This window comes from Streptomyces sp. NPDC049040 (genome assembly GCF_043197715.1).
In the GTDB taxonomy this organism is placed as follows: domain Bacteria; phylum Actinomycetota; class Actinomycetes; order Streptomycetales; family Streptomycetaceae; genus Actinacidiphila.
Genome location: NZ_JBICTO010000006.1, coordinates 160854 through 185395 on the forward strand (window position 1 = coordinate 160854; position 24542 = coordinate 185395).

Consider the following 24542-nt stretch of genomic DNA (forward strand, 5'->3'; position numbering starts at 1 on the left):
CGTCAAGACGCGCGCTGCGGTGAGATGGGCACAGCGCGGCCGTGAGGCGTCGGCGCGGGGAGCGGAGGATCAGTGGAATCGGTGGCAGAAGCGGCGCGCGGGCGGAAGCCCGAAGAGGTCAAGTCCGCGGCTCGCGTGCTGGAGGTGCTCGAACTGCTCGGCGTGCAGGGAGCCCGGCTCTCGCTCGCGGAGATGGCCGCGGCCATGGCCGTGCCCAAGAGCAGCCTGCACGCGATCCTGCGGACCATGGAGGCCCGCAGATGGGTCGATCTGGACCCCTCGGGCACGCGGTACGGCATCGGCCTTAAGGCGCTGCTGACCGGAACGGCCTACCTGGAGGGCGACGACGTCACCAGCCTCGCGGGACCCGTGCTCGACGCGCTCGCGGAGGAGACGGGCGAGGCCGTGCACCTGGGCAGGCTGGACGGCACACACGTCGTCTACCTGGCAAAACGCGAGTCCCGCCATGCCCTTCGGATGTATTCCGCGGTCGGCCGCAGGCTGCCGGCGCACGCCACGGGACTGGGCAAGGCGGTGCTCTCGCAGTTCGACCACGCCGATGTGCAGCGGCGGCTCGACTGGCCGCTCGAGCGGCTGACCCCGAGCACCGTGACGGACCCCGACGCCTTCCTCGCCCAGCTCGCCGAGACCCGGCTGCGCGGCTGGGCGGTGGACGACGGCGAGAACTCGGTCGACATCCGCTGTGTCGCGGTGGCGCTCGGCGGCGGCCAGGGCATGGACGCGATCAGCTGCTCCGCCCCCAAGAGCCGGATGGGCGACGCCAGGGTCGAGGAGGTCGCGCAGGCCGTGACCGAGGCCGCGCACAGCCTGAGCACCCTGCTCAAACGCCTCGGGCAGCACTGAGCCCGACGCCCCGTTCCCCCGGCCGGTCCCGGTTTGTCATATGCGTTGACAAACTCGGACCGGCCTCCATACGTTCGGGAGACGGTACGTCATTCCGCTATCTGTACGTGGGAGTCACCCATGGCATTGCCTGATGCCGGCCTCGCGCCGCTCGCGCCCGCACCCTGGGTCGAGGAGCGTGGTGCCACCCTCCGCATCACGGCCGTCCGCACCTTCCTGACAGCCCCGCACGGCTGTCCCCACCTCATCGTCCGGGTCGAGACCAGTGACCCGGGACTCTACGGCCTCGGCTGCGCGAGCGACCCCCAGCGTACGCTCGCCGTCCGTTCCGTCCTCGACGACTACGTCGCCCCGCTGCTGGTCGGCAGGGATCCCGACGACATCGAGGACATCCACCGGCTGCTGCTCAACAGCGCCTACTGGCGCGGCGGTTCGATCACCGGCAACGCCCTCGGCGGCGTCGACGTCGCCCTGTGGGACCTCAAGGCCAAGCGCCTCGGGGTGCCGCTGCACTCGCTGTTCGGCGGCCGGGTCCGCACCTTCGCCGAGGCCTACACCCATGTCGACGGGCGCGACGCCGCCGAGATCGCCGACAAGGTGCTGGCCGCCGTCGAACGCGGCTACCGGCACGTCAGGATCCAGGCCGCGGTCCCCGGCGCCGACACCTACGGCGCGGCCGGCGGCGGCACCGCGGACCCGGAGGCGGTACGCACCCGGCGCGCGCCCTGGGACAGCGCCGGCTACCTGAAGCACGTGCCCGCGGTGCTCACCCGGGTCCGGGAGATCGTCGGCGACGGCGTCGAGCTGCTGCACGACGTGCACGAGCGCCTCGACCCGCGGCAGGCGAGGGACTTCCTGCGGCGGATCGAGGACGCCGCTCTGTACTTCGTCGAGGACCTGCTCGCCCCCGAGGACGCCGGCCACTTCAAGCGGCTGCACGACGCCTCGCCCGTACCGCTGGCGGTCGGCGAACTCTTCCACGACCCGGCCCAGTTCACCGCCCTGCTGGCGGGGCCCGACATCGACTTCGCCCGGATCAGGGTGCCCACCCTCGGCGGGCTGACCCCGGCGCGAAAGATCGCGGCACTGTGCGAGCTGCGCGGCGTACGCCTGGCGCCGCACGGGCCGGCCGACGTCAGCCCGGTCGCGCAGGCCGCGACCCTGGCGATGGACGTCTCGAGCCACGCCTTCGGGGTGCAGGAGGCGGCCGCCTTCAAGCCGCCGGTGCACGAGGTCTTCCCCGGTACGGTCACCGCCAGGGACGGCGGTCTGCACCCCAACACCACTCCGGGCCACGGCGTCGACTTCGACGAGGCCGCGGCGGGGAAGTATCCGGTGCCGGAACCGCTGGCCCACGACCGCTGGGCCCTGCTGCGCAACACCGATGGGAGCGTGCAACGCCCGTGACCGATCCGATTCGGAAGGCCCTCGTCGTCCGCGGCGGCTGGGAGGGGCATTCGCCGGTGGAGATCACCGACCTGTTCCTGCCCTTCCTCAAGGACCAGGGCTTCACCGTCGAGATCTCCGACACCCTCGACGTCTACGCCGACGCCGGACTGCTGGCCGCGACCGACCTGATCGTGCAGTGCTGGACGATGGGCTCGATCACCGCGGAGCAGAGCCGGGGGCTGGCAGACGCCGTCCGCGCCGGCACCGGCTTCGCCGGCTGGCACGGCGGGATCATCGACTCCTTCCGCGGGGACGTGGACTACCTGCGGCTGACCGGCGGGCAGTTCCTGATGCACCCGCCGGGCTTCGTGGACTACACCGTGAACATCGCCCCGGGGAGCCACCCGATCACCGAGGGCCTGGCGGACTTCGCCGTGCACACCGAGCACTACTGGGTCGCCACCGATCCGGCGGGCGAGGTGCTGGCCTCCACGGTCTTCCCGGCCGGCGGCGACCGGGCGCGGGACGTGGTGATGCCCCAGGTGTGGACCAGGACCTGCGGCGCGGGGCGGGTCTTCGTCTCCGCCATCGGCCACAAGGCCGACGACTTCGACGTGCCCGAGGTGCGGGCCATCACCGAGAGGGGCCTGATGTGGGCGAGCCGCTGAGGATCGGCATGGTGGGCGCGGGCAAGATCAGCGGCCAGTACCTGGACACGATCGCGCGCTCCGAGGGGCTGCGGCTGACCGTGGTCACCGACCTGGACCCCGCCCGCGCCAAGGAGGCCGCGGGCAGGGCGGGCGCCGAGGTGTCGGGCAGCGTCGAGGCGCTGGTCGCGAGGGACGACGTGGACGCGGTGCTCAACCTGACCGTGCCCGCGGTCCACGCCCAGGTCGCGCTGGCCGCGATAGGCGCGGGCAAGCACGTCTACGGTGAGAAGCCGCTGGCCGCCACCCGCGCGGAGGCCACCGCGGTCCTGGCCGCCGCGCGCGCCGCGGGCGTACGCGTCGGCAGCGCCCCCGACACGGTGCTGGGCACCGGGACCCAGACCGCGCGCAAGGCGGTCGACGACGGGCTGATCGGCACGCCGGTCGCGGCCACCGCCTTCATGACGACCGCGGGGCACGAGGCCTGGCACCCCGACCCGGAGTTCTACTACCGCCCGGGCGGCGGGCCGCTGCTCGACATGGGTCCCTACTACCTGTCCGCGCTGGTGCACCTGCTCGGACCGGTCGTCAGGGTCACCGGCGCCGCCTCGACTCCGCGGGCCGAGCGGGAGATCGGCAGCGGGCCGCGGGCGGGGCAGCGCTTCGCCGTCGAGGTGGACACCCATGTGACGGGCGTGCTCGAACACGCGGGCGGCGCGCTGTCCACGCTGGTCATGAGCTTCGACATCCATGCCGCCCACCTGCCGCGGATCGAGGTGCACGGGACCGCGGGCTCGCTCGGTGTACCCGACCCGAACGGCTTCGAGGGCCTGGTGGAGCTGTTCACGGCCGGGTCGTGGCAGCCGCTGCCGGTCTCGGCCGGCCACCAGGGCGCGGGGCGCGGCACCGGGCTCGCCGACCTGGCCGCCGCGGTGGCACAGGAGCGCCCGCACCACGCCTCGGCAGAACTGGCCGAGCACGTTCTCGACGTGATGCTCACACTGCTCGACGCCGCACACGGCGGCAGGTCGCTGCCGGTGGCGAGCAGGTGCGAGCGGCCCGCGCCGGTGCCGCTCACCGGGTGACCGCGGCCGCCCGGGCCGGCTGAACCGGGCGGGCGCAGGCGGCGGAAAGGGCCGGTCACGGGGTCGGCCCTTTCCGCCGCCTTTTTCGTCGCTGACGTCAGTTCAATTAATGGACGAAGAATGCCCATTGCGGCGGGAAATTCACCTGACAAAGGTGTTCTCGCAGGTCACGACCAGCAGGAAAGTCGAATTCGGCACAAGCGTTGACTTGATAACACACATGGTTTTACATAGCGGTCACTGGCTGGACAGGAAGGGCTGCCCATGCATGACCGGATCACGTCCGGGGAAGAGCGGACCGCCGCCTTCCTCGCCGAACGGCTGCGCCCCGCGCTGTACCCGCAGCGACTGCCCATGGACGTCGGCGCCTGGCACATCGCGGGCGAACCGGTGCCCGCCGAGGTGGCCCTGCGTGCCGACTACCTGCCCTTCAGCGTGGGCGACCCATGGGGCCGCCCCTGGGCGACCAGCTGGTTCGACGTCCGCGCGACCGTACCGGAGCGGTGGGCGGGGCGCCGGGTCGAGGCACTGATCGACCTCGGCTCAGACGACGGCGCCGGCGGCCTCGGCGGCGCGGCGGAAGGACTGGTCCACGACGAGCACGGCATCCCGCTCCAGGGTCTGCACCCGCACCTCGGCGCAGTCCTGCTGCACCGCTCCGCGGCCGGCGGCGAGACCGTCAGGCTGCTGGTCGAGGCTGCGGCCAACCCCCGCATCGAGGGCGGCACCGGCGCCGGGACCCGCTACGGCGACCCCGCCACCGCGGGCGACACCCCGCTCTACCGGCTGCGCCGCGCCGACCTCGCGGTACGCGACGAGACCGTCTGGCAGCTCATCCACGACTTCGAGACGCTCGGCGGCCTGATGCGGGCGCTGCCCGCCGACACCCCCCGCAGGCACGAGATACGCGTCGCGCTGGAGCGGGCCGTCGCCGCCGTCGACCCGCGCGCCGTCGGCAGGACCGCCGCCCGCGCGCGCACCGTGCTCGCCCCGCTGCTGGCCCGCCGCGCCCACGAGTCCGCACACCGCATCGACGCCGTCGGCCACGCGCACATCGACTCCGCCTGGCTGTGGCCGGTCCGCGAGACCGTGCGCAAATGCGCCCGCACCTTCAGCACCATGGCCGCGCTCGCCGACGAGTACCCGGAACTGATCGTCGCGGCGTCGGCCGCCCAGCACTACGCCTGGACCAAAGAGCACCAGCCGCACGTCTTCGAGCGGATCCGCAAGGCCGTGGCCCACGGCAACTGGGCACCGGTCGGCGGCATGTGGGTCGAGGCCGACGCCGAGATGCCCGGCGGCGAGTCGCTGGTGCGGCAGTTCGTCTACGGGCGGCGCTTCTTCCGCGACGAACTCGGTGTGGAGAGCGACGGTGTGTGGCTGCCCGACGCCTCAGGCGCCTCGGCCGCCTTCCCGCAACTGGCCGCGCTGTCCGGCGCCAAGTGGGTCCTCAGCAGGCGCCCCGACCCCGGATCGGGACCGGCCCACCACACCTTCCGCTGGGAAGGCATCGACGGCACCCGGCTGTTCACCCACCTCGCGCCGGGCGGCCCCGAGGGCAGTGCCCTGACCGGCGGCGATGTCACGGGCGCGGTCGCGGACTTCGCCGAGATGGGCGCCGCCACCCGCTCGCTGCTGCCGTTCGGCCGCAGCGACGGCGGCCCCGACCGGGACATGATGGAACGCGCCCGCCGGCTCGCCGACCTCGAAGGCGCCCCGCGCGTCGCGCTGCGCCCGCCCGCGCACTTCTTCCGCGACGCCGAGGCCGAATACGCCGCCGCCCCGGTGTGGCGCGGCGAGATCGACCTCGCACCGCACGGCGGCTCCTACACCAGCCAGGCCCGCACCAAGCGCGGCAACCGGCGCAGCGAGGCGCTGCTGCACGAGGCGGAGCTGTGGTCGGCGACCGCTGCGGTGCGCCACGCAATCCCCTACCCCTACGAGGAGTTGGAGCGGCTGTGGAAGCGGGTGCTGCTCCAGCAGTGCCACGACATCCTGCCCGGCACCTCGATCGCCTGGGTGCACGGAGAGGCGGAGCTGACCCACCGCGACGTGCAGCGCCGCCTCGACCGGCTCATCCGGCGGGCCGCGGGCGACCCGGAGGGCGCGAGCGTGCTCAACTCCGCCCCGCACGCGCGCCGCGAGGTCGTCGTGCTCGACGCGCCCGAGGCGGGCGCCGGGTCGCCGCCCGCCCACTGCCAGCCGCTGCCGGACGGCCGGACAGCGGTCCTCGCTCAGGCACCCGCGCACGGCGGAGGGCCCGCGGGACTGCCGCTCGACGGCACCGCGCCGGTCACCGTCACACCCGCACGGGACGGCGGCCACCTGCTGGACAACGGCCTGCTGCGGGTGCACATCGACCCGCGGGGCCTGGTGCGCTCCGCCGTCGAACTGGCCACCGGGCGCGACGCGGTGGCCCCCGGCGAGGCGGGCAATCTGCTCCAGCTGCACCGCGACGAGCCCGCCGGCTGGAGCGCCCTGCACTTCGACCCCGACTACCGCAGCACCTGCCGCGACCTGGACACCGCGGACCGCGTCGAGGTCACCGCGGCAGGACCGCTGCTCGCCGTGGTCAGGGTCTCCCGCGGCACCGGCCGCTCCACCGTCGTGCAGGAACTGAGCCTCGGCGCAGGCAGCCGGGTGCTGGCCGTCGACACCGAGGTCGACTGGCGCGAGCAGGACACCGTGCTCAAAGCCGCCTGGCCGCTGGACGTGCACGCCGAGAACAGCAGCGCCGAGGTCCAGTTCGGGCATGTCGCCCGGCCCACCCACGAGAACACCGCGGGGGACGCCGCCCGCCAGGAGGCCGCCGCCCACCGCTGGATCCACGTCGGCGAGCACGGCTTCGGCGTCGCCCTGGCCTGCGACGCGACCTACGGCTACGACGTCACCCGGCACACCCGCGCCGACGGTGGCACCACCACCGTGGTCCGCAGCACCCTGCTGCGCGCCCCGCACAGCCCCGACCCGTACGCCGACCGGGGCGCCCAGCGCTTCCGGCACACCCTGCGGCCGGGAGCCGACATCGGCGACGCCGTCGCCGAGGGGTACGCGCTCAGCCTCCCGCTGCGCCCGGGCCCCGGCACACCGGCGCCGCCCCCGCTGGTCGCCGTCGACCACCCGGGCGTGCTGGTCGAGACCGTCAAACTCGCCGACGACCGCAGCGGCGACGTGGTCGTCAGGCTCTACGAATCCCGCGGCGGCCGCGCCCGGCTCACCCTGGCCGCCGGCTTCCCCGTCACCGCCGTCCACGAGACCGACCTGCTGGAGTCCCCGCTGACCGCCCACCCGCACGACGCCGGCCGCGTAGGGCTGACCCTGCGCCCCTTCCAGATCCTCACCCTGCGCCTGGCCCCGGCCGCCGTGCGGGACGGGGCGAGCCGTGGCTGACCTCCAGCCCGCGCCGGGCACGGAGCCCGGCACGGCCGGGGCCGGCGGCCGCGAGAAGCTGCTCGGCTGGGCCACAGGCGACGGGCCGATGGCCGTGCGCGCCCGGGTCGTGCTGCTCGCCGAGGAAGGCGTGCGGGACGCCGAGATCGCCCGGCGGCTCGGCATCTCCCGGCAGACCGTGGGCACCTGGCGGCACCGCTGGCAGAGCGCGGGCCTGCCAGGGCTCGAACAGCGGCCGCGCACCGGCAGGCCCGCCACCGTGGACGAGGCGGAGGTCGTCACCCGCGCCCTGCTCGCCCCCGGCGGCAGCGGTGCGGGACGGGCGATCGCCCGCGAACTTGGCCTGTCCCACGCCACCGTCGCCGCGATCCGCCGCCGCTGGCGGCTCACCGCCGAGGCCGGTCCAGGACCCGTCGTGCCGACCGTGCCGCCGCTGCCGGGCCCCGACGTGTGGGTACTCGGCCTCTACGCGGACGCCGGCCGCGCGGTGCTGCTGGCCGGCACCCGGCAGAGCGCCGCCGCCGCGGCGGCGCCGGCCGCCACCGTGATCGGCGAGGACGTGCTCGCCGGGCTGGGCCGCGCGCTCGACGCCCTGCGCCCCCCGGGCTCCGCGGCCGCGCGGGACCACCCGGCGCCCGACGGCCTGACCGGCTTCCTGGCCGCGGCCGCCGAGCACCACCCGGACATCGCGCTGCACGCGGTCACCTTGTGGGACGACGGCGACGCCCGCCCGCCCGCGGCCGCCTGGGACGGCGGCCCCAGCGTCCACCTGCTGCCGGCCAGGTCGTCCTGGCGCGGCTTCCTGCGGGCGATGGTGGCGCTGGACAGCACCAGCCACCCCGAGTCGTCCCGCCGGGTCTACCTGGACCTGATCGCCGCCCTCCAGCAGGCCGAAGGGCCGGTCGGCTGGCTGCGGGAGAGCGTCGCCGGCCATCTGCGGACGCCGCGCGGCGCGGTGCCGGAGGGGGGCACCGCGGGCGCGGCCGCGCATCCGCCGTCGTCGAGCGGCGTCAACCAGATCGACCTGGGCTCCTTCAACGAGTGCGTGGTCATCGAGTCGGTGCGGCTGTCCGGCACGATCACCCGCGGTGAGATCGCCCACCGCACCGGCCTGACCCAGCAGTCGGTCTCCAGGATCGCCCGCTCGCTGCTCGACCGGGGCATCCTGGTCGAGGACGCGCAGCGCCGGGCGACCTCGGGCAAGCCCCGCACCCCGGTCCGGCTGTGCGGCACCGCGGCCCACGCGCTGGGTCTGCACATCGACCCCGAGGTGCTGACCGCGGTGGTCATCGACCTGGACGGCGCGATCGTGTGCACCTGCACCCGGCCGGTCAGCGCCGACATCGACCCGGGCGAGTTCGTCGCCCAGGTCGTCGCGCTGGGACAGGAGGCGCTGGAGAAGGCGCGCGGAGCGGTGCGAGAGGACGGCTTCCTCGGCATCGGCGTCGCGGTGCCCGGCCCGGTGGACATCGCCTCGGGCACGGTGCTCGACCCGCCGCTGATGTCGGCGTGGAACGACCTGCCGCTGCTGTACCTGCTCCAGGACCACTTCCCGTGCCCGGTGATCATCGAGAAGGACTCGCTGGCCGCGGCGGCGGGGGAGCGGTGGATCGGGCGTGACCGCAGGGCCCGCGACTTCGCCTACCTCTACCTGGGCACAGGGGTGGGCTCCGGGCTCTACCTCAACGGCGACCTCTACCGCGGGGTGAGCGCCAACGCGGGGGAGTTCGGCCAGCTCTGCGCCATCGCGCTGGGCCGGGTCGGCGAGGACGGCAGGCCCGAGGTGCTGCCCGAGTGCAATCCGCCGGTCTCGGTGCCGGACTTCGCCGCCCGCCGAGGCCTCACGGCGGCGGGCGCCGCAGGCGGCAGCACGGCCGCCTACCGGGCGGTGGGCCGGGCCGCGGCAGCCGGCGACCCGGCGGCGGCGGGGGCGCTGCGCGAGGTCGCGGGCGCGATCGGGCGCGGCGCGCTGGGTCTGGTCGACCTGCTGGACATCGACCTGATCGTGCTCGGCGGCCCGTTCTTCACCGACGACGCCGCACCCTTCTACCTGGAGGAGATCGGCCGGGTGGTGAACGACTTCCCGCAGGCGCGCCGGTTGCGCCAGGTGGAGGTGGAGCCCGCGGTGCTCAGCGCGGAGGCGGCGGCAGTCGGCGCCGCCTCGACCATCTTCCACGCCACCTTCACCCCACGGCTGCGCGGCAGGGACCGCCCCTGACTTGTGCAGGTGTCGAGCCGAATCGTCCTGTGAGTCCGGGCGTCACTCTTGACCCTGCGTCAAAGGTGGCCACACACTGCCCAGTTGTTACCGCAATCCCCGGAACTTTCTTCGGACTTGCACAGAAGTCCGCCGATCGTCCGGGTCCCTGCTCGATGACGACGGAGGCAGGATGGACCAGCGAAAGCGCCGGCGCGCGGGACTGGCCGCGGCGAGCGCCATGGCGTGCGCGGCGGCGATGACCGCGGGCTACGGGGGCACGGCCGCGGCCGACACCCCCCGCGCCACGGCCGCGGCCACCCCGATCTACCTGGACACCCACCACTCCTTCCAGGAGCGCGCCGCGGACCTGGTGTCCCGGATGACCCTTCAGGAGAAGGTCCAGCAGCTCAGTACGAACAGCGGCCCGGCCATCCCGCGGCTCGGTGTCCAGCAGTACACCTACTGGAGCGAGGGCCAGCACGGCATCAACCAGCTCGGCGCCGACCAGCACAACGGCGGCGTCCAGGGCGGTGTCCACGCCACCAGCTTCCCCACCAACTTCGCCTCGTCGATGTCCTGGGACCGGGACCTGCTGTACCGGGAGAGCACCGCGATCTCCGACGAGGTGCGCGGCTTCCTCGACAAGTCGCTCTTCGACAAGGGCCAGAACAACCTCGGCCCGTCCGCCGACGACTACGGCTCGCTCACCTACTGGGCGCCCACCGTCAACCTCGACCGCGACCCGCGCTGGGGGCGTACCGACGAGGCCTTCGGCGAGGACCCGTACTTCGTCGGGCAGATGGCCGGCCAGTTCATCGACGGCTACCAGGGCAACAACCAGGACGGCAGCTCGCAGACCGGCTACCTCAAGGTCGCGGCCACCGCCAAGCACTACGCCCTGAACAACGTCGAGGACAACCGCACCGGCATCAGCTCCGACGTCGACGACACCGACCTGCGCGACTACTACACCGCGCAGTTCCGCGACCTGATCGAGCAGGCCCACGTGTCGGGCCTGATGACGTCGTACAACGCGATCAACGGCACCCCCTCGGTGTCGGACACCTACACCACCAACGAACTCGCCCAGCGCACCTACGGCTTCGACGGCTACATCACCTCGGACTGCGGCGCGGTGGGCACCAACTGGCGGCTCTTCCCCGGCGGCCACGACTGGGCCCCGCCCGGCTGGACCACCGACCACAAGGACAACCCGACCTGGACCGAGACCGCGACAGGCAAGACCATGTCGGGGCAGGCCGGCGGCCAGGCGTACGCGCTGCGGGCCGGCACCGACCTGAACTGCACCGGTGACGAGGCCACCACCGCGAACATCACCGACGCCATCGCGGCCGGCGCCCTGAGCGAGGGCGTCATCGACACCGCGCTGGTGAAGGTCTTCACCGTACGGATGGCCACCGGCGAGTTCGACCCGGCGGGATCCGTGCCGTACACCGCGATCACCAAGGACCAGGTCGAGAGCCCGGCACACCAGGCGCTGGCGGCCGAGGTCGCAGACAACTCCCTGGTGCTGCTCAAGAACGCCAAGCCGGCCACGGCCAAGGCCCCGCTGCTGCCGGTCGACCCGGCCAAGGCCAGGAAGATCGTGGTGCTCGGCGATCTCGCGGGCACCACCTCGCTCGGCCTCTACTCCGGCGAGCCCACGCACACCACCAGCCCGCTCGAAGGCGTGCTCGACGAGGTGCACGCGGCCGATCCGACCGCCTCCGTCGTCTACGACGCGGCAGGCACCTCGTCCACCGCCACCGGGGCGGCGACGCTGAGCGACAGCACCAAGGCCGACATCAAGGCCGCCGACCTCGTGGTGCTCTTCGTCGGCACCACCAAGGCCAACGGCGACGAGGGCAACGACCGCGACAACCTCGCGATGCCCGGCAACTACGACTCGCTCATCGACCAGACCGCCGCCCTCGGCAACGACCGGCTGGCGCTGGTCATCCAGTCCGACGGCCCGGTGAAGATCGACGACGAGCAGGCCAAGGTGTCCTCGATCGTCTTCAGCGGCTACAACGGCCAGGCCCAGGGCACCGCTCTCGCCGATGTGCTCTTCGGCGCCAAGAACCCCTCGGGCCATCTCAACTTCACGTGGTACAAGGACGACTCGCAGCTGCCCGACAAGCAGAACTACGGCCTGACCCCCGGTGAGACCGGCGGACTCGGCCGCACCTACCAGTACTTCACCGGCACCCCGACCTACCCCTTCGGCTACGGGCTGAGCTACACGGACTTCTCGTACACGAACGTCTCCGCGAACAAGCAGCAGATCACCGCGGACGGCACCGTGAAGATCGGGGTCGACGTCACCAACACCGGCAAGACCGCGGGCGCCGCCGTCGCCCAGCTCTACGCGGCCACGCCCTTCACCGTGCCCGGGGCGGAGATGCCCAAGGAGCGGCTGGCCGGATTCGCCAAGACCAAGGTCCTCAAGCCGGGGAGGACCCAGCACCTCACCATGACCGTCAAGGCCGCCGACCTGTCCTCCTGGGACGCCTCCGCGTCCCGCCAGGCGGTGCCGAGCGGCAGCTACCGCTTCCAGGTCGGCCCGGACTCCGCCCACCCGGCGGGCAGCGCCAAGGTGGCGATCAGCGGCACCCTCACACCGAAGGTGCAGACCGTCACGGTCCAGCCGGAGGACGTCGTCCTCGACGCGGGCGACACCTTCGGGCTCACCGGCAAGAACCGGTGGATCAAGGACGACACCGACCACACCAGGGAGCAGCGCGACACCTCCCTCACCGCGGACGGGGTCGTCGTGGCGGTCGACAACGACCAGTCCTTCGTGGACCTGGCCAAGACCAAGGTCACCTACCGCAGCAGCGACCCGGCGGTGGCCACCGTCGACAAGGACGGCACCGTCCACGCCGTCGCCGACGGCGTCGCCACCCTCTCGGCGACCGTCGGCGGGGTCACCGGCTCAGCGCCGATCGTGGTCCGCAACTCGCTGACCCTCAAGGCGCTGCCGATCGCCAAGGCGGGCAGCACCCTGACCGCGACCACCACCTACACCAACGGCAGCGCGTCGGCCGTGGACGGCATCACCGTCTCGCTCACCGCCCCCGACGGCTGGACGGCGACCGCCACCACACCCGCGGCCTTCGACCGGGTCGGCGCCGGCGCGTCGGTCACCACCAGCTGGTCGGTCACCGTCCCCGAAGGCGCCGACCCCGACAACTACGCCCTGGACGCCTCCGTCGCCACCCCGGCCGGCGCCCACGGCGCCGAGGCACCGGTCAGCGTGCCGTACGCCTCGGTGGCCGCCGCCTACAACAACTCGGGCATCAGCGACGACGCCCACACCACCACCGGCAGCATCGACGCCGAGGGCGCCAGCTTCTCGCTGCAGGCGCTGGCCGCGCAGGGCTGGCACGCCGGGCAGAGCACCGACCACGACGGGGTGTCCTTCCCCTGGCCCGCCACCGCGGGCACCGGGCAGCCGGACAACATCGTCGCGGGCGGCCAGGCGGTCGAGATCACCGGCAGCGGCGCCAGGCTGGGCTTCGTCGGCACCAGCACCTTCGGCAGCACCTCGGGCACCGGCACCATCGTCTACACCGACGGCACCGTGCAGACCTACGCCCTGGCGCTCTCGGACTGGTGGGCCGGATCGCCCACCCAGGGCAGCGACTTCGCCGCCACCACGCCGTACCTGAACAACGGCGGCGGACAGCAGACCCAGGCCGTGCACATCTCCGCGGCGACCGTGGACCTGCTGCCGGGCAGGACCGTGCAGGCGATCACCCTGCCGGACGTCAGCAAGACCCAGGTCGACCACCAGGTGGGCATGCACCTGTTCTCGGTGGCGATCGGCGGCTGACCCGCACGGCACGACGGCGCCGGCCGCCCACCCCGACGTATCGGGGAGGGCGGCCGGCGCCGGTCGGGCCCGCGGTCAGGAGGAGGAGCTGAACGCCGAGTCGAAGGAGGCGGCGGGCGGCTCGATCGCGGCCAGCGCCCGGACGTGCGCGAGCGCGGCGGGCGCGCCCAGCAGCCGGTCCATGCCCGCGTCCTCCCACTCCACGGAGATCGGCCCGGCGTAGCCGATGCTGTTGAGCATCCGGAAGACCGGCTCCCACGGCACATCGCCGTGCCCGGTCGAGACGAAGTCCCAGCCGCGCCGCGGGTCGCCCCACGGCAGGTGCGAACCGAGCCGCCCGTTGCGCCCGTTCAGCTGCTTGACCGACTCCTTGCAGTCGACGTGGTAGATGCGGTCCTTGAAGTCGTAGAGGAAGCCGACCGGATCCAGGTCCTGCCACACGAAGTGGCTGGGGTCGAAGTTCAGCCCGAAGGCCGGGCGGTGGCCGATCGCCTCGAGAGTGCGCACCGTCGTCCAGTAGTCGTACGCGATCTCGCTGGGGTGCACCTCGTGCGCGAAACGCACCCCGACCTCGTCGAAGACGTCCAGGATCGGATTCCAGCGGTCGGCGAAGTCCTGGTAGCCGCGGTCGATCATCTCCGGCGGCACCGGTGGGAACATCGCCACCGTGTGCCAGATCGACGACCCGGTGAATCCGACCACGGTGTCCACGCCGAAGGCCGCCGCGGCCCGCGCGGTGTTCTTGATCTCCTCCGCCGCCCGGGTGCGCACCCCCTCGGGCTCGCCGTCGCCCCAGATCCTGGACGGCAGGATGCCCTTGTGCCGCTCGTCGATCGGGTGGTCGCAGACCGCCTGCCCGGTCAGGTGGCAGGAGATCGTCCAGCAGCTCAGCCCGTGCTTGTCGAGGGTGTCGCGCAGCCGCGGCAGGTAGCTGTCGTCGCTGAGCGCCGCCTCGACGTCGAAGTGATCGCCCCAGCAGGCGATCTCCAGGCCGTCGTAGCCCCACTGCGAGGCCAGCCGGCAGACCTCGGTGAAGGGCAGATCGGCGAACTGGCCGGTGAAGAGGGTGACGGGTCGTGCCATGTGCGTCCTCCTGGGGCAGGCGGGTGGGCGGGAACGGGGCGGTACTCGTCCGAGCGGGTCCTACGGGGGTGCGGCGGCTCAGGTCCTCGCAGCGGGAGACTGCACCGGGATGTGGACGCCGAGCGCGGCGGCGCTCGACTCGACGGCCTCGAGCACCTTCTGCACCTGCAGCCCGTCGCCGAACGACGGGCGCGGATCCGTACCCTCCGCGACCGCCGTGACGAAGTCCCGCACCTGGTGGGTGAAGGTGTGCTCGTAGCCGATCAGGTGGCCGGGCGGCCACCAGGCGTCCAGGTACGGGTGGGTCGGCTCGGTCACCAGGATGCGGCGGAAGCCGGCGGTGGCGGAGTCCTCCGAGCGGTCGTGGAAGGCGAGTTCGTTCATCGACTCGGCGTCGAAGGCCAGCGAGCCCGCGGAGCCGCTGATCTCGATCCGCATCGCGTTCTTGTGCCCGGTGGCGAAGCGCGTCGCCTCGAACACGCCGATCGCGCCGCCGTCGAAGCGGGCGGTGAACAGCGCCGCGTCGTCCACGGTCACCGCGCCGCGCTCGCTGCCCGCCGTGCCGGAAAGGCCGCTGGAGCTGGCCGGCAGCGGACGCTCGGTCACGAACGTCTCCAGCAGCGCGCCCACCGAGGAGATCCGCTGGCCGGTCAGGTACTGCGCCACGTCGATGCTGTGCGCGCCCAGGTCGCCGAGCGCGCCCGAGCCGGCCCGGTCCTTGCGCAGCCGCCAGGCCAGCGGGAATTCCGGGTCCACCAGCCAGTCCTGGAGGTACTCCGCCCGCACCTGGTGGATCGTGCCCAGCCTGCCCTGCTCGACCAGCTGCCTGGCCAGCGCCAGCGCGGGCACCCTGCGGTAGTTGAAGGCCACCATGGAGCGGACGCCGTCCGCCGCGGCCTTCTGCGCCGCCGCCGCCATCTCCTCGGCCTCGCGGACCGAGTTGGCCAGCGGCTTCTCGCACAGCACGTGCTTGCCCGCGGCCAGCGCCGCGATCGCGATCTCGGCGTGGCTGTCGCCTGGCGTGCAGATGTCCACCACGTCGATGTCCGGGCGGGCGACGAGCTCACGCCAGTCGGTCTCCGCGGACTGCCAGCCGTACCGCGCCGCGGCCTCCCGCACGCGTTCCGCGGACCGGCCGCAGACCGCGGTCATCTCGACCCGCAGCGGCAGGTCGAAGAAGCGTCCTGCGGTGCGCCACGCGTGCGAATGCGCCGCCCCCATGAAGGCATGGCCCACCATGCCGATGCGCAGGGCCTGCGGTGCTGTCTCCGTCACGTGCGTCCTCCTCGGGCGGCACTGGGCCGTGAATCGTTATTCATCCGGCATCGACTGAAACTCATGCGGTTGGATAGAACAGTTCGCGAGTTTCTGCCTGAACTTCGGCATAAGTCAAGGCTCTTGACCGGGCCGGGCGCAAGAGGGACGCGGCGCGCGGAGCCGATACCGCCGCCGACATGCACACACCCCCGGGGGTAACGATCGACACACCAGTGAACCTGCGCGAGGTCGGAAGGCTGCGGGTCCTCGAAGCCCTGCACGCCACACCGCGCAGCAGCCGTCCCGAACTGGTACGGGTCACCGGCCTGTCCCGGGCCACCGTCTCGTCACTGATCACCGACCTCATCGCGGTCGGCCTGGTCACCGAGGAGGAGCCGGACACCGACGACCCGGAACCGCGCCGCACCGGGCGCCCCGCCCAGTCGCTGTCCCTGGTGCCGACCGCCGGCTACGCGATCGGCGCGGACATCGGGCACCAGCACGTCAGGGTGAACCTCTGCGACCTGTTCGGCACCGTGCTGTGGGAGCACTGGGTGGCCAAGGACGTCGACCGCGCTCCCGCCGAGACGCTCGACCTGGTCGCCGTGCTCGTCGGGCGCGCCCTCCAGGAGACCGGCGTGGCCAGGGAACGGGTGCTCGGCATCGGCGCCGGCATCGCCTCACCGGTCGAGAAGGGCAGCGGCGAACTCGGAGCCGAGGGCATCATGCCGGGCTGGGTCGGCCTGCACCTCACCGACGAACTGCGGCGCCGCACCGCACTGCCGGTCCGCGTCACCAACGACGCGAACGCCGGCGCGCTCGCCGAGCTGATGTACGGCGCCGGGCGGCAGGTCGGCGACATGGTCTACGTACGGCTGTCCGCCGGTATCGGCGCCGGCATCGTCAGCAACGGCCAGCTGCTGCTGGGGGCACGCGGGCTCGCCGGCGAGATAGGCCACCTGCCGCTGATCGCCGACGGCCTCATCTGCCGCTGCGGCAACCGCGGCTGCCTGGAGACGGTGGCCAGCCCCGTCGCCATCGCCCGGCTGCTGACCCAGAGCTGGGGCCGGCAGATCGCCGCGCGCGACCTGCCCGCGCTGATCAAGCAGCGCAACACCGGTGCGCTGCGCGCCGTCAGGGACGCGGGGGACGCCGTCGGGCGCGCGCTGTCCACGCTGGTCACCCTGCTCAACCCGCGGCTCATCGTGGTCGGCGGCGACCTCGCGAGCGCCGGCGAGGACCTCCTCGAACCGCTCCGCGCCGGTGTCAGGAGGCACACCCTGCCGTCCGCCGCACGAGGGGTCGAGATCGTCACGGGCGGCCTCGGCGACGGCGCCGAGGTCCGCGGAGCAGCAGGCCTGGTCCTCGCGGGCGCACCCCACCTGCTGTCCGCGGCCTCCTCGGCCGACGTCGCCTAGCGGGCGAGCCCCGGCCCCGCGGCGGGGGTTCGCACTCCGGTGCGCCGGACGTTCGGAGCGGGCGGGGATGCGGCGGCGGACCGCCTCAACGGGCGGCCGGGACGCCCCGGCACCGGGAAGCGGTCACGACTGGATGGCCAGGAGGGAGAAGGCGGCGCCCTCAGGATCGGCCACCGTGGCGGTGAGGCCCCGCGGACCGGGGTGCGGAGGTTCGAGCACCCGGCCGCCGAGCCGGGAGGCGAGGCCGGCCGCGTCCTCGACATCGGCCACGGCGAAGGTCGTCATCCAGTGCGCGCCGCGATCCCGCGGCAGTTGCCGGCCGACCCCGTGGACACCGGCCACCGCGCGTCCGTCCACCAGGAGTTCGGCCCGGTCGCCGTCCCCCGCGGTTTCCAGCCCGAAGCCGAAGACGGCCTCGTAGAACTTGCCGACCAGGGCCGACTCGTGCGTGACGAGTTCGCTCCACGCGACACTGCCCGGTACGCCGGTGACATCCGCGCCGCTGAACGTCCCGCCCTGCCAGATGCCGAAGACCGCACCCGAAGGGTCCACGGCGATGGCCAGCCGGCCGTCCTCGCCGGCGTTGAGCGGGCCGATGCCGACGGTGCCGCCGCACTCCCTCACCGACTCGGCGGCATGGTCGACGTCGTCGGCGGCGAGCATGGTGGTCCAGGACACCGGCCGGTGAGCCCCCGGCGCCCCTTCGCCGATTCCGGCGACCCGCAGGCCGCCCGCCTGCGCGAGCATGTAGGAGCCGAGCTGCGGCGGCCCCGGGGTGAACTCCCAGCCGAACAGCGTCCCGTAGAAATCCCGGGCCAGGTCGGCCCGGTGTGCCATGAGACTGGCCCAGCAGGGTGTGCCGGGCGCGCGCCGATCGGGTGCATCGGTGGTCATGCGAACGTTCTCCTCGTGGGCAGCCCGCTGCCTGCCCGGCTTCCGCGGGGGTTGGCACAGCCGATCGTCGCACCGAAGGTGGCGGTGCGCGTGGGGCCGCGCCGGGTACAACTGCCGTGCCTCCACAATAGGTGCATGGAATTTCTCATCACCGCCGCCGAGCTGGCCGCCGCGCCCGTACGGCCGGTCCTGCTGGACGTGCGCTACCGGATGGGCGGGCCGCCCGGACACGGGGAGTACGCCAAGGGCCACATCCCTGGCGCGCGTTACGTCGACCTGGACGCGGAGCTGGCCGCCGCGCCCGGAGCGGGCGGGCGGCACCCGCTGCCCGGCGCCGAGGAGTTCGGTGCGGCCATGCGGCGCGCCGGGGTGGGCGAGGACACCGACGTGGTCGCCTACGACGACGGGAACGGGTGGGGGCCGGCCCGAGCCTGGTGGCTGCTGCGCTGGGCCGGCCACCGGCGGGTCAGGGTGCTGGACGGCGGGCTCGCGGCCTGGCGGGCCGCGGGACAGCCGCTGAGCACCGAGGAACCGCCCCCGGGCGCGGGCGACTTCGTCCCACGGCCCGGCGGCATGCCGGTGGTGGACGCGGAGGGCGCTGCCGCGCTGGCCCGCCGGGGCCTGCTGCTCGACGCCCGCGCCGCGGAGCGCTACCGCGGCGAGGTCGAGCCCATCGACCCCGTGGCCGGCCACATCCCCGGCGCCGTCAACGCCCCCACCACGGCCAACGCCGCCCCGGACGGCACGTTCCTGCCCGCCGCCGAGCTGGCCGCCCGTTTCGCGGCCCTGGGCGCCGGGGGCTCCACCGAGGTCGGCGTCTACTGCGGCTCCGGCGTCTCCGCCGCCCACCAGATCCTCGCCCTGGCCGAGGCGGGCATCCCCGCCACCCTCTACCCCGGCTCCTGGAGCGAATGGGTCGCCGACCCGACCCACCCCATCGCCACCGGCCCCACCCCGTCCTGACCCCCGGGGACCCCCGCCACCGCCCCGGGGGCACCCCCGTGCCCGCGCATGAGCGTTTTGGGGGGCGGTCAGCCCCCACCGGGGCAGCGGGTCGCCCGCGTCCGGCGGGGGCTGCCCGTTCCGATCGCTCCCACCGGCGGCAGGCCGCCCAACCGCCCCCCGAGGGCACCGCACCGCGAAGGGCAAACACCCCCCGGAGGGACTATTCCTGCTTCTTGCGCCGGCTGCCGAAGACGATCTCGTCCCAGCTCGGGACCGTCGCCCGGCGGCCGGGCCGGACGCCGTCGGCCTCCGCCTGGCGGTCGGTGGTGCCGACCAGCCGGTCGCGGTGGCCCGCGACCGCCCGCGGCATGAGGACGTCGGCGTAGGCGGACCCGGCGCTGGCGGCCGGGGCCGCCGTCTCCTGCTCGATCTCGGCCGCGGGCTCCTGCACCGCGGGTACCGGGTCCGGGGGAGCCGTCGGCGGTGCGGGCACGACCATGTCGCCGCGGAAGCTCGGCACCGCCTCCAGCAGGCTGGTCAGCGAGTCGCGCTCCTCGGTCTCGGCGACGGCGGCCCGCTCCTCGGCGCGCGCCTCGCGCACCTCCCTGGCCTCCCGCGGATCGCGGACCTCGCGGTCCTGCCGGTCCAACTGCCGGTCGAGGGCCCGGTCCAGCGGGCGGTCCCTGGGCAGCCGGGCGATCCGCGGCACGAAGGGAAAGCTCGGCTCCTGCGCCTGCGACTGCGCCTGGGTGGTCTCGCCGATCAGCGACCTGGCCTCGTCGTCCACGGCCTGCACCAGCCGGCGCGGCGGGTCGTAGGTCCAGCTCGCCGAGTGCGGTTCACCGGCCACCCGGTAGACGAGCAGCACCTCCCAGGTGCCGTCGTCGCGCCGCCAGGAGTCCCACAGCACGGTCTCCTTCTCCGCGCCGCGCAGCAGCAGCCGTTCGGCCACCGCCTCGCCCAGCTGGGGTCCGGTGCTCTCGCCCTGGCGCCTGACCGGGGTCTTCCTTGCCCGCTCGGCCATGAAGGCACGCTCGGCCAGCACGGGGCCCTCGAAGCGGCGGACCCGCTCCACCGGGATGCCGGCCATCTGGGCGACTTCCTCGGCGGAGGCACCCGAGCGTATCCGCGCCTGGATGTCACGCGGCCGCAGATGGCTCTCGACTTCGATCTCGATCTGGCCGAGCCTGGCCCGGTCGTTGCGGACGGCGGCACGCAGCCGCTCGTCGATCGGGAGCGTGTATTCCGTGCTGTCGGCAGCTTTGAGCACCAGTCGTGTGCCGTCGTTGCTGACGGCCACGACCCGCAGTTCGGGCACGATTACCTCCCGGGTGGTGCCTGCCGACGTCAGTTGCGTCGCTGCTCCCGTTGGACGAGTGTGGCCTGCCCGGGTGCAGCGTGCCACAACCTTGCAGAGTTACCCGGCGTGTCGGCACTGCCTGGTGACACGCCGTTATGGGACGGTAGTCGATTGGCCACTCAGTGTGACCGATCAGCGTACACCGGGACGAGCGCCGTCGAGGCTTCCTCCCGTTCGTCCGGGCGACCGGACGGGCAACCGGGAGCACGGATTCGTCACGGTACTCCATTTGGGCCAGCGGGGGGCGGCTGCCGCGCCGCCGAATGTCGTACGCGGAGCGGGAGTTGAGTGACCGGGGTCACTCGTTCGTGGCGCGCGCCGGGGGCAAATGGGGGCGAAGGGTCACGAACCAAGCACTCTTCTGAGGTAGTCGTTGGCGAACAGCCGTCCGGGGTCCAACTGGTCGCGCAACTCGGTGAACTCGGTGAACCGCGGATAGACAGTACGGAAATACTCCGCATCCCGGGTGTGCATCTTGCCCCAGTGCGGCCGCCCGCCCCGCTCGGTCATGATCTTCTCCACCGCGGTGAAATACTCCTGGTATCGGCTGCCCCGGTACATGTGCACCGCGATGTACGCACTGTCCCGCCCGGAGGCCGTCGACAGCGCGATGTCGTCGGCGGGCGCGACCCGTACCTCCACCGGGAAGCTGATCCGCAGGGAGGACCGCTCCACCATCGACTTGAGCGCCCTGATCGCGTCGACCGCCGCCTCCCGCGGCACCGCGTACTCCATCTCCACGAAGCGCACCCGGCGCGGGCTGGTGAAGACCTTGTAGGGGATGTCGGTGTAACTGCGGGCCGACAGCGCCCTGCTGGAGATCCGCGCGATGCCGGGGATGGCGGCGGGCGCGGCCCTGCCCAGCGCGCAGGCGGCCTGGAAGACCCCGTTGGACAGCAGTTCGTCGTCGATCCAGCCGCGCAGCGCGGGAAGCGGCGCCGCGGGGCCCTGACTGCGGTTGTTGCGCTTGGTGTTGCAGCTGTCGGTGTGCGGGAACCAGTAGAACTCGAAGTGCTCGTTCTCCGCGGCCAGCGCGTCGAACTCGGACATCACCCGGTCGAAGGCCATCGGCTCCTCGCGCGCGGCCAGCAGGAAGACCGGTTCCACCGCGAAGGTGACCGCGCTGATGACGCCGAGCGCGCCGAGGCCGACGCGGGCCGCGGCGAAGACCTCGGGCCGCTCGTCGGCCGAGCAGGTGAGGACGGAGCCGTCCGCGGTGACCATCTCGAGCGCGGTGATCTGCGCGGCGATCGACCCCGAGTCCCGCCCGGTGCCGTGGGTGCCGGTGCTGATCGCGCCGGCCACCGTCTGCTCCATGATGTCGCCCATGTTGGTCAGCGACAGGCCCTCGGCGGCCAGTGCCGCGTTGAGCTGCCTGAGCTGCACCCCGGCCTCGGCCGTCACGGTGCCCGCGGCACGGTCGACCGAGCGGATCGCGGTCAGCCGCTCGGGGCGGATCAGCACGCCCCTGGTGGCGGCGGTGGAGGTGAAGGAGTGCCCCGAGCCGACCGCCTTGGCCGTCAGCCCGTCGGCCGCGGCCGCGCGCAGCACCTCGGCCAGTTCGTCGGCCGATGCCGGCGTCGCGGTGCGTGCCGGCCGGGCGGCGACATTGCCCGCCCAGTTACGCCACACCTTCGCGTCCGTCGACCGTGTCGACCGCGCCATGCCCGTCGTCGTACCCACCGCGCCGCTCCTTCCGCTCCGGCGCCGGCCGCAGCCGGCGATACCCGAGTACCGCCACCACCACGGCGAGGAACGCCGCGCCGGCGGGCACCGCGAAGGCCGTCGAGGCGCCGTGCGCGTCGGTCATCCGACCGGCGAGCGCTGCCCCCAGGGCGACCCCGACCGCGAGGCCCGTGGATGTCCACGTCATGCCCTCGGTCAGCCGTGCCCGCGGTACCAGCCGTTCGACCAGGTTCATCGATGTCACCATTGTCGGTGCGATCGTCAGACCGGAGAAGAACAGCGCCACGGCCAGGAACACCAGGTTTCCGACCAGTAGTGGCGGGATCATACTCACCGCCATCAGGCCGACTCCCAGCAGGAACCTGCCAGGTGCGGTCCCGCGCGGTCTGACCAGCCCGAACACCAGTCCGGCCAGGCATGAGCCGAGGGCGTACGTCGCCAGCACCAGGCTCGCGGCCGCCTTGTGGCCGCGCTCGTCGGCGAACGCGAGGGTGATCACGTCCACGGAGCCGAAGACCGCGCCGACCCCGACGAACACCGCGATGAGCACCGGCATGCCGGGAGCCCGCAGAGCCGAGCCGCCCGAGAACTGCGAGCGCGGATGCGGCTGCGGCTCGGTGCTTCTCTGCGCGGTCAGCAGCAGCACGCCGGCCCCCAGGAAGACGGCGGCAAGCAGCGGCCCCGCCTCGGCGAACCACACCGTGCACAGCCCGATCGAAAGGATCGGGCCGAGGATGAACACGATCTCGTCCACCACCGACTCGAACGAATAGGCGGCGTGCAGAAGTTCCGGCGTGCCCCGGTGTATCGCCGCCCAGCGGGCCCGCACCATCGCGCCCAGGCTCGGCGTGGCCCCGACGCCCACCGCGCACACGAAGTAGAGCCAGTGCGGAGCCCCGGTCTTGACCGCGGCCAGCAGCGTCAGCACCGAGAGCACGGTGACCGCGGCGGCAGGGCGCAGCACCCGGGCCTGGCCGTACCTGTCCACCAGCCGCGACACCTGCGGCCCGGCCGCCGCGCCGGAGAGCCCGGTGGTCGCGGAGAGCGCGCCCGCGAGCCCGTACTGCCCGGTGACCTGGGAGATCATCGTCACGATGCCGACCCCCAGCATCGACAGCGGCATCCGCCCGACCAGACCCGCGGCGGAGAAGGCCCTGCTGCCGGGCGCCGCGAATATCGCGCGATACGGGCTGGTCACGAGGGGCGCTCCCGGTAAGGACTCTGCTGGGTCCTTACAGCTTACGAACGGTGGCAACCGGATATGCCCGCACGTCACGGCCGGGGCCGGTAGGGGAAGGGGGGCGCCGGGTGGCAGGATCGGACGTATGCCAGAGCAGTCACCCAAGACCGACGCCCGCGTGCCGGGGACCGCAGCGACGGGCACCGACCCGGCCCCCTACGACGCGCTGCTGCTGCTGTCCTTCGGCGGCCCCGAAGGACCCGACGACGTGGTGCCGTTCCTGGAGAACGTCACCCGCGGCCGGGGCATCCCCCGCGAACGCCTCAAGGAGGTCGGCCGGCACTACTTCCTCTTCGGCGGTGTCAGCCCGATCAACGCGCAGAACCGCGACCTGCTCGACGCGCTGCGCAAGGACTTCGCACACGGCGGCCTCGACCTGCCGGTCTTCTGGGGCAACCGCAACTGGGCGCCGTATCTGACCGACACCCTGCGGGAGATGTCCGACGCGGGCCACCGCCGCGTCCTGGTGCTGGCCACCAGCGCCTACGCCTCCTACTCCGGCTGCCGGCAGTACCGCGAGAACCTGGCCGCCTCCCTCGCCGAGCTCGCCGCCGAGGGCCGCGCGGTGCCGCGGGTCGACAAGCTGCGGCACTACTTCAACCACCCCGGCTTCATCGAGCCGATGGCCGAGGCGACGCTCGCCGCGCTGGCCGCCCTGCCGCCCGCGGTCCGCACCGGTGCCCGGCTGGCCTTCACCACCCACTCGATCCCGACGGCCGCCGCCGACACCTCAGGCCCGGTGCCCGGCCACGGCGACGGCGGCGCCTACGTCGCCCAGCACCTGGAGACGGCCCGGCTGGTCGCCGACGCGGTGCGGGCCGCGGACGGCGTCGAGCGCGACTGGCAGCTGGTCTACCAGTCCCGCAGCGGCAGCCCGCAGATCCCCTGGCTCGAACCCGACATCTGCGACCACCTGGAAGCGGTGAAGGACGAGGGCGCGCCCGCGGTCGTCATGGTGCCGATCGGCTTCGTCTCCGACCACATGGAGGTGAAGTACGACCTGGACACCGAGGCGGCGGCCAAGGCCGCGGAGCTGGACCTGCCGGTCAGCAGGGCCGCCACCGTCGGGGCCGACCCGCGGTTCGCCGCGGCGGTGCGCGAGCTGGTGATCGAGCGGGCCGCCACCGAGAGCGGCGCGGCCCCCCGGCGGTGCGCGCTCGGCGCGCTCGGCCCGAGCCACGATGTCTGCCCCGTGGGGTGCTGTCCTGCCAGGACCCCGCTGCCCGCCGCCGCAGGAATGGACTGAGGA

16 protein-coding genes are annotated in these 24542 nt (G+C 73.3%); 10 read left to right on the forward strand and 6 right to left on the reverse strand.

All coding sequences use genetic code 11. The features are described 5' to 3' along the window. Positions 1–81 precede the first annotated feature (81 nt). From ACGFMP_RS18390 to ACGFMP_RS18420, 7 genes are all read left to right on the forward strand, one after another. The gene (locus tag ACGFMP_RS18390) at positions 82–864 is read left to right on the forward strand and encodes an IclR family transcriptional regulator (protein WP_393673477.1); all 783 of its coding nucleotides are present in this window, start codon (positions 82–84) and stop codon (positions 862–864) included. Between the two features lie 120 nt (positions 865–984). Further along, positions 985–2271, forward strand: coding sequence for an enolase C-terminal domain-like protein (locus ACGFMP_RS18395; RefSeq protein WP_393673478.1), 1287 nt, complete (start codon positions 985–987; stop codon positions 2269–2271). Continuing rightward, positions 2268–2921, forward strand: coding sequence for a ThuA domain-containing protein (locus ACGFMP_RS18400; RefSeq protein WP_393673480.1), 654 nt, complete (start codon positions 2268–2270; stop codon positions 2919–2921). The genes ACGFMP_RS18395 and ACGFMP_RS18400 overlap by 4 nt, the downstream gene beginning before the upstream one ends. Next, positions 2906–3985, forward strand: a complete 1080-nt coding sequence (locus tag ACGFMP_RS18405; protein ID WP_393673481.1) for a Gfo/Idh/MocA family protein — start codon at positions 2906–2908, stop codon at positions 3983–3985. The genes ACGFMP_RS18400 and ACGFMP_RS18405 overlap by 16 nt, the downstream gene beginning before the upstream one ends. Positions 3986–4249: 264 nt before the next feature. Then, entirely contained in the window at positions 4250–7375 is a 3126-nt protein-coding gene (locus ACGFMP_RS18410) for an alpha-mannosidase (RefSeq protein ID WP_393673482.1), read from the forward strand. After that, complete coding sequence (locus ACGFMP_RS18415) at positions 7368–9593, forward strand: ROK family protein (protein WP_393673483.1); 2226 nt, start codon at positions 7368–7370, stop codon at positions 9591–9593. Before ACGFMP_RS18410 ends, ACGFMP_RS18415 begins: the two co-directional genes overlap by 8 nt. Positions 9594–9765: 172 nt before the next feature. Then, positions 9766–13410 (forward strand): glycoside hydrolase family 3 C-terminal domain-containing protein, encoded by a 3645-nt coding sequence (locus tag ACGFMP_RS18420; protein ID WP_393673484.1) that lies wholly within the window; start codon positions 9766–9768, stop codon positions 13408–13410. Between the two features lie 75 nt (positions 13411–13485). Here the strand turns inward: ACGFMP_RS18420 and ACGFMP_RS18425 are convergent, their stop codons facing one another. Both ACGFMP_RS18425 and ACGFMP_RS18430 read right to left on the reverse strand, forming a co-directional pair. Then, positions 13486–14493, reverse strand: a complete 1008-nt coding sequence (locus ACGFMP_RS18425; RefSeq protein ID WP_393673485.1) for a sugar phosphate isomerase/epimerase family protein — start codon at positions 14491–14493, stop codon at positions 13486–13488. Between the two features lie 78 nt (positions 14494–14571). After that, complete coding sequence (locus ACGFMP_RS18430; protein WP_393673772.1) at positions 14572–15732, reverse strand: Gfo/Idh/MocA family protein; 1161 nt, start codon at positions 15730–15732, stop codon at positions 14572–14574. 251 nt (positions 15733–15983) lie between these two features. Here ACGFMP_RS18430 and ACGFMP_RS18435 point away from each other — a divergent pair, with 251 nt between their 5' ends. Continuing rightward, positions 15984–17168, forward strand: coding sequence for an ROK family transcriptional regulator (locus ACGFMP_RS18435; protein ID WP_393673486.1), 1185 nt, complete (start codon positions 15984–15986; stop codon positions 17166–17168). A gap of 123 nt (positions 17169–17291) precedes the next feature. Here the strand turns inward: ACGFMP_RS18435 and ACGFMP_RS18440 are convergent, their stop codons facing one another. Then, positions 17292–18062, reverse strand: a complete 771-nt coding sequence (locus tag ACGFMP_RS18440; RefSeq protein WP_393673487.1) for a VOC family protein — start codon at positions 18060–18062, stop codon at positions 17292–17294. A gap of 135 nt (positions 18063–18197) precedes the next feature. Between ACGFMP_RS18440 and ACGFMP_RS18445 the strand changes: the two genes are divergently transcribed. Then, complete coding sequence (locus ACGFMP_RS18445) at positions 18198–19025, forward strand: sulfurtransferase (RefSeq protein ID WP_393673488.1); 828 nt, start codon at positions 18198–18200, stop codon at positions 19023–19025. A gap of 202 nt (positions 19026–19227) precedes the next feature. On the opposite strand, the gene sepH is transcribed toward ACGFMP_RS18445, so the two are convergent. From sepH to ACGFMP_RS18460, 3 genes are all read right to left on the reverse strand, one after another. Next, positions 19228–20325 (reverse strand): septation protein SepH, encoded by a 1098-nt coding sequence (gene sepH, locus ACGFMP_RS18450; protein ID WP_393673489.1) that lies wholly within the window; start codon positions 20323–20325, stop codon positions 19228–19230. A 384-nt stretch (positions 20326–20709) separates the two neighbouring features. Then, the gene (locus tag ACGFMP_RS18455; protein WP_393673773.1) at positions 20710–22032 is read right to left on the reverse strand and encodes a D-arabinono-1,4-lactone oxidase; all 1323 of its coding nucleotides are present in this window, start codon (positions 22030–22032) and stop codon (positions 20710–20712) included. Next, positions 21989–23251: an MFS transporter gene (locus tag ACGFMP_RS18460; RefSeq protein WP_393673491.1), complete on the reverse strand. Its 1263-nt coding sequence runs from the start codon at positions 23249–23251 to the stop codon at positions 21989–21991. Before ACGFMP_RS18460 ends, ACGFMP_RS18455 begins: the two co-directional genes overlap by 44 nt. A 127-nt stretch (positions 23252–23378) precedes the next feature. On the opposite strand from ACGFMP_RS18460, the gene ACGFMP_RS18465 reads away from it, so the two are divergent. Further along, positions 23379–24539 (forward strand): ferrochelatase, encoded by a 1161-nt coding sequence (locus ACGFMP_RS18465; RefSeq protein ID WP_393673492.1) that lies wholly within the window; start codon positions 23379–23381, stop codon positions 24537–24539. Positions 24540–24542 lie beyond the last annotated feature (3 nt).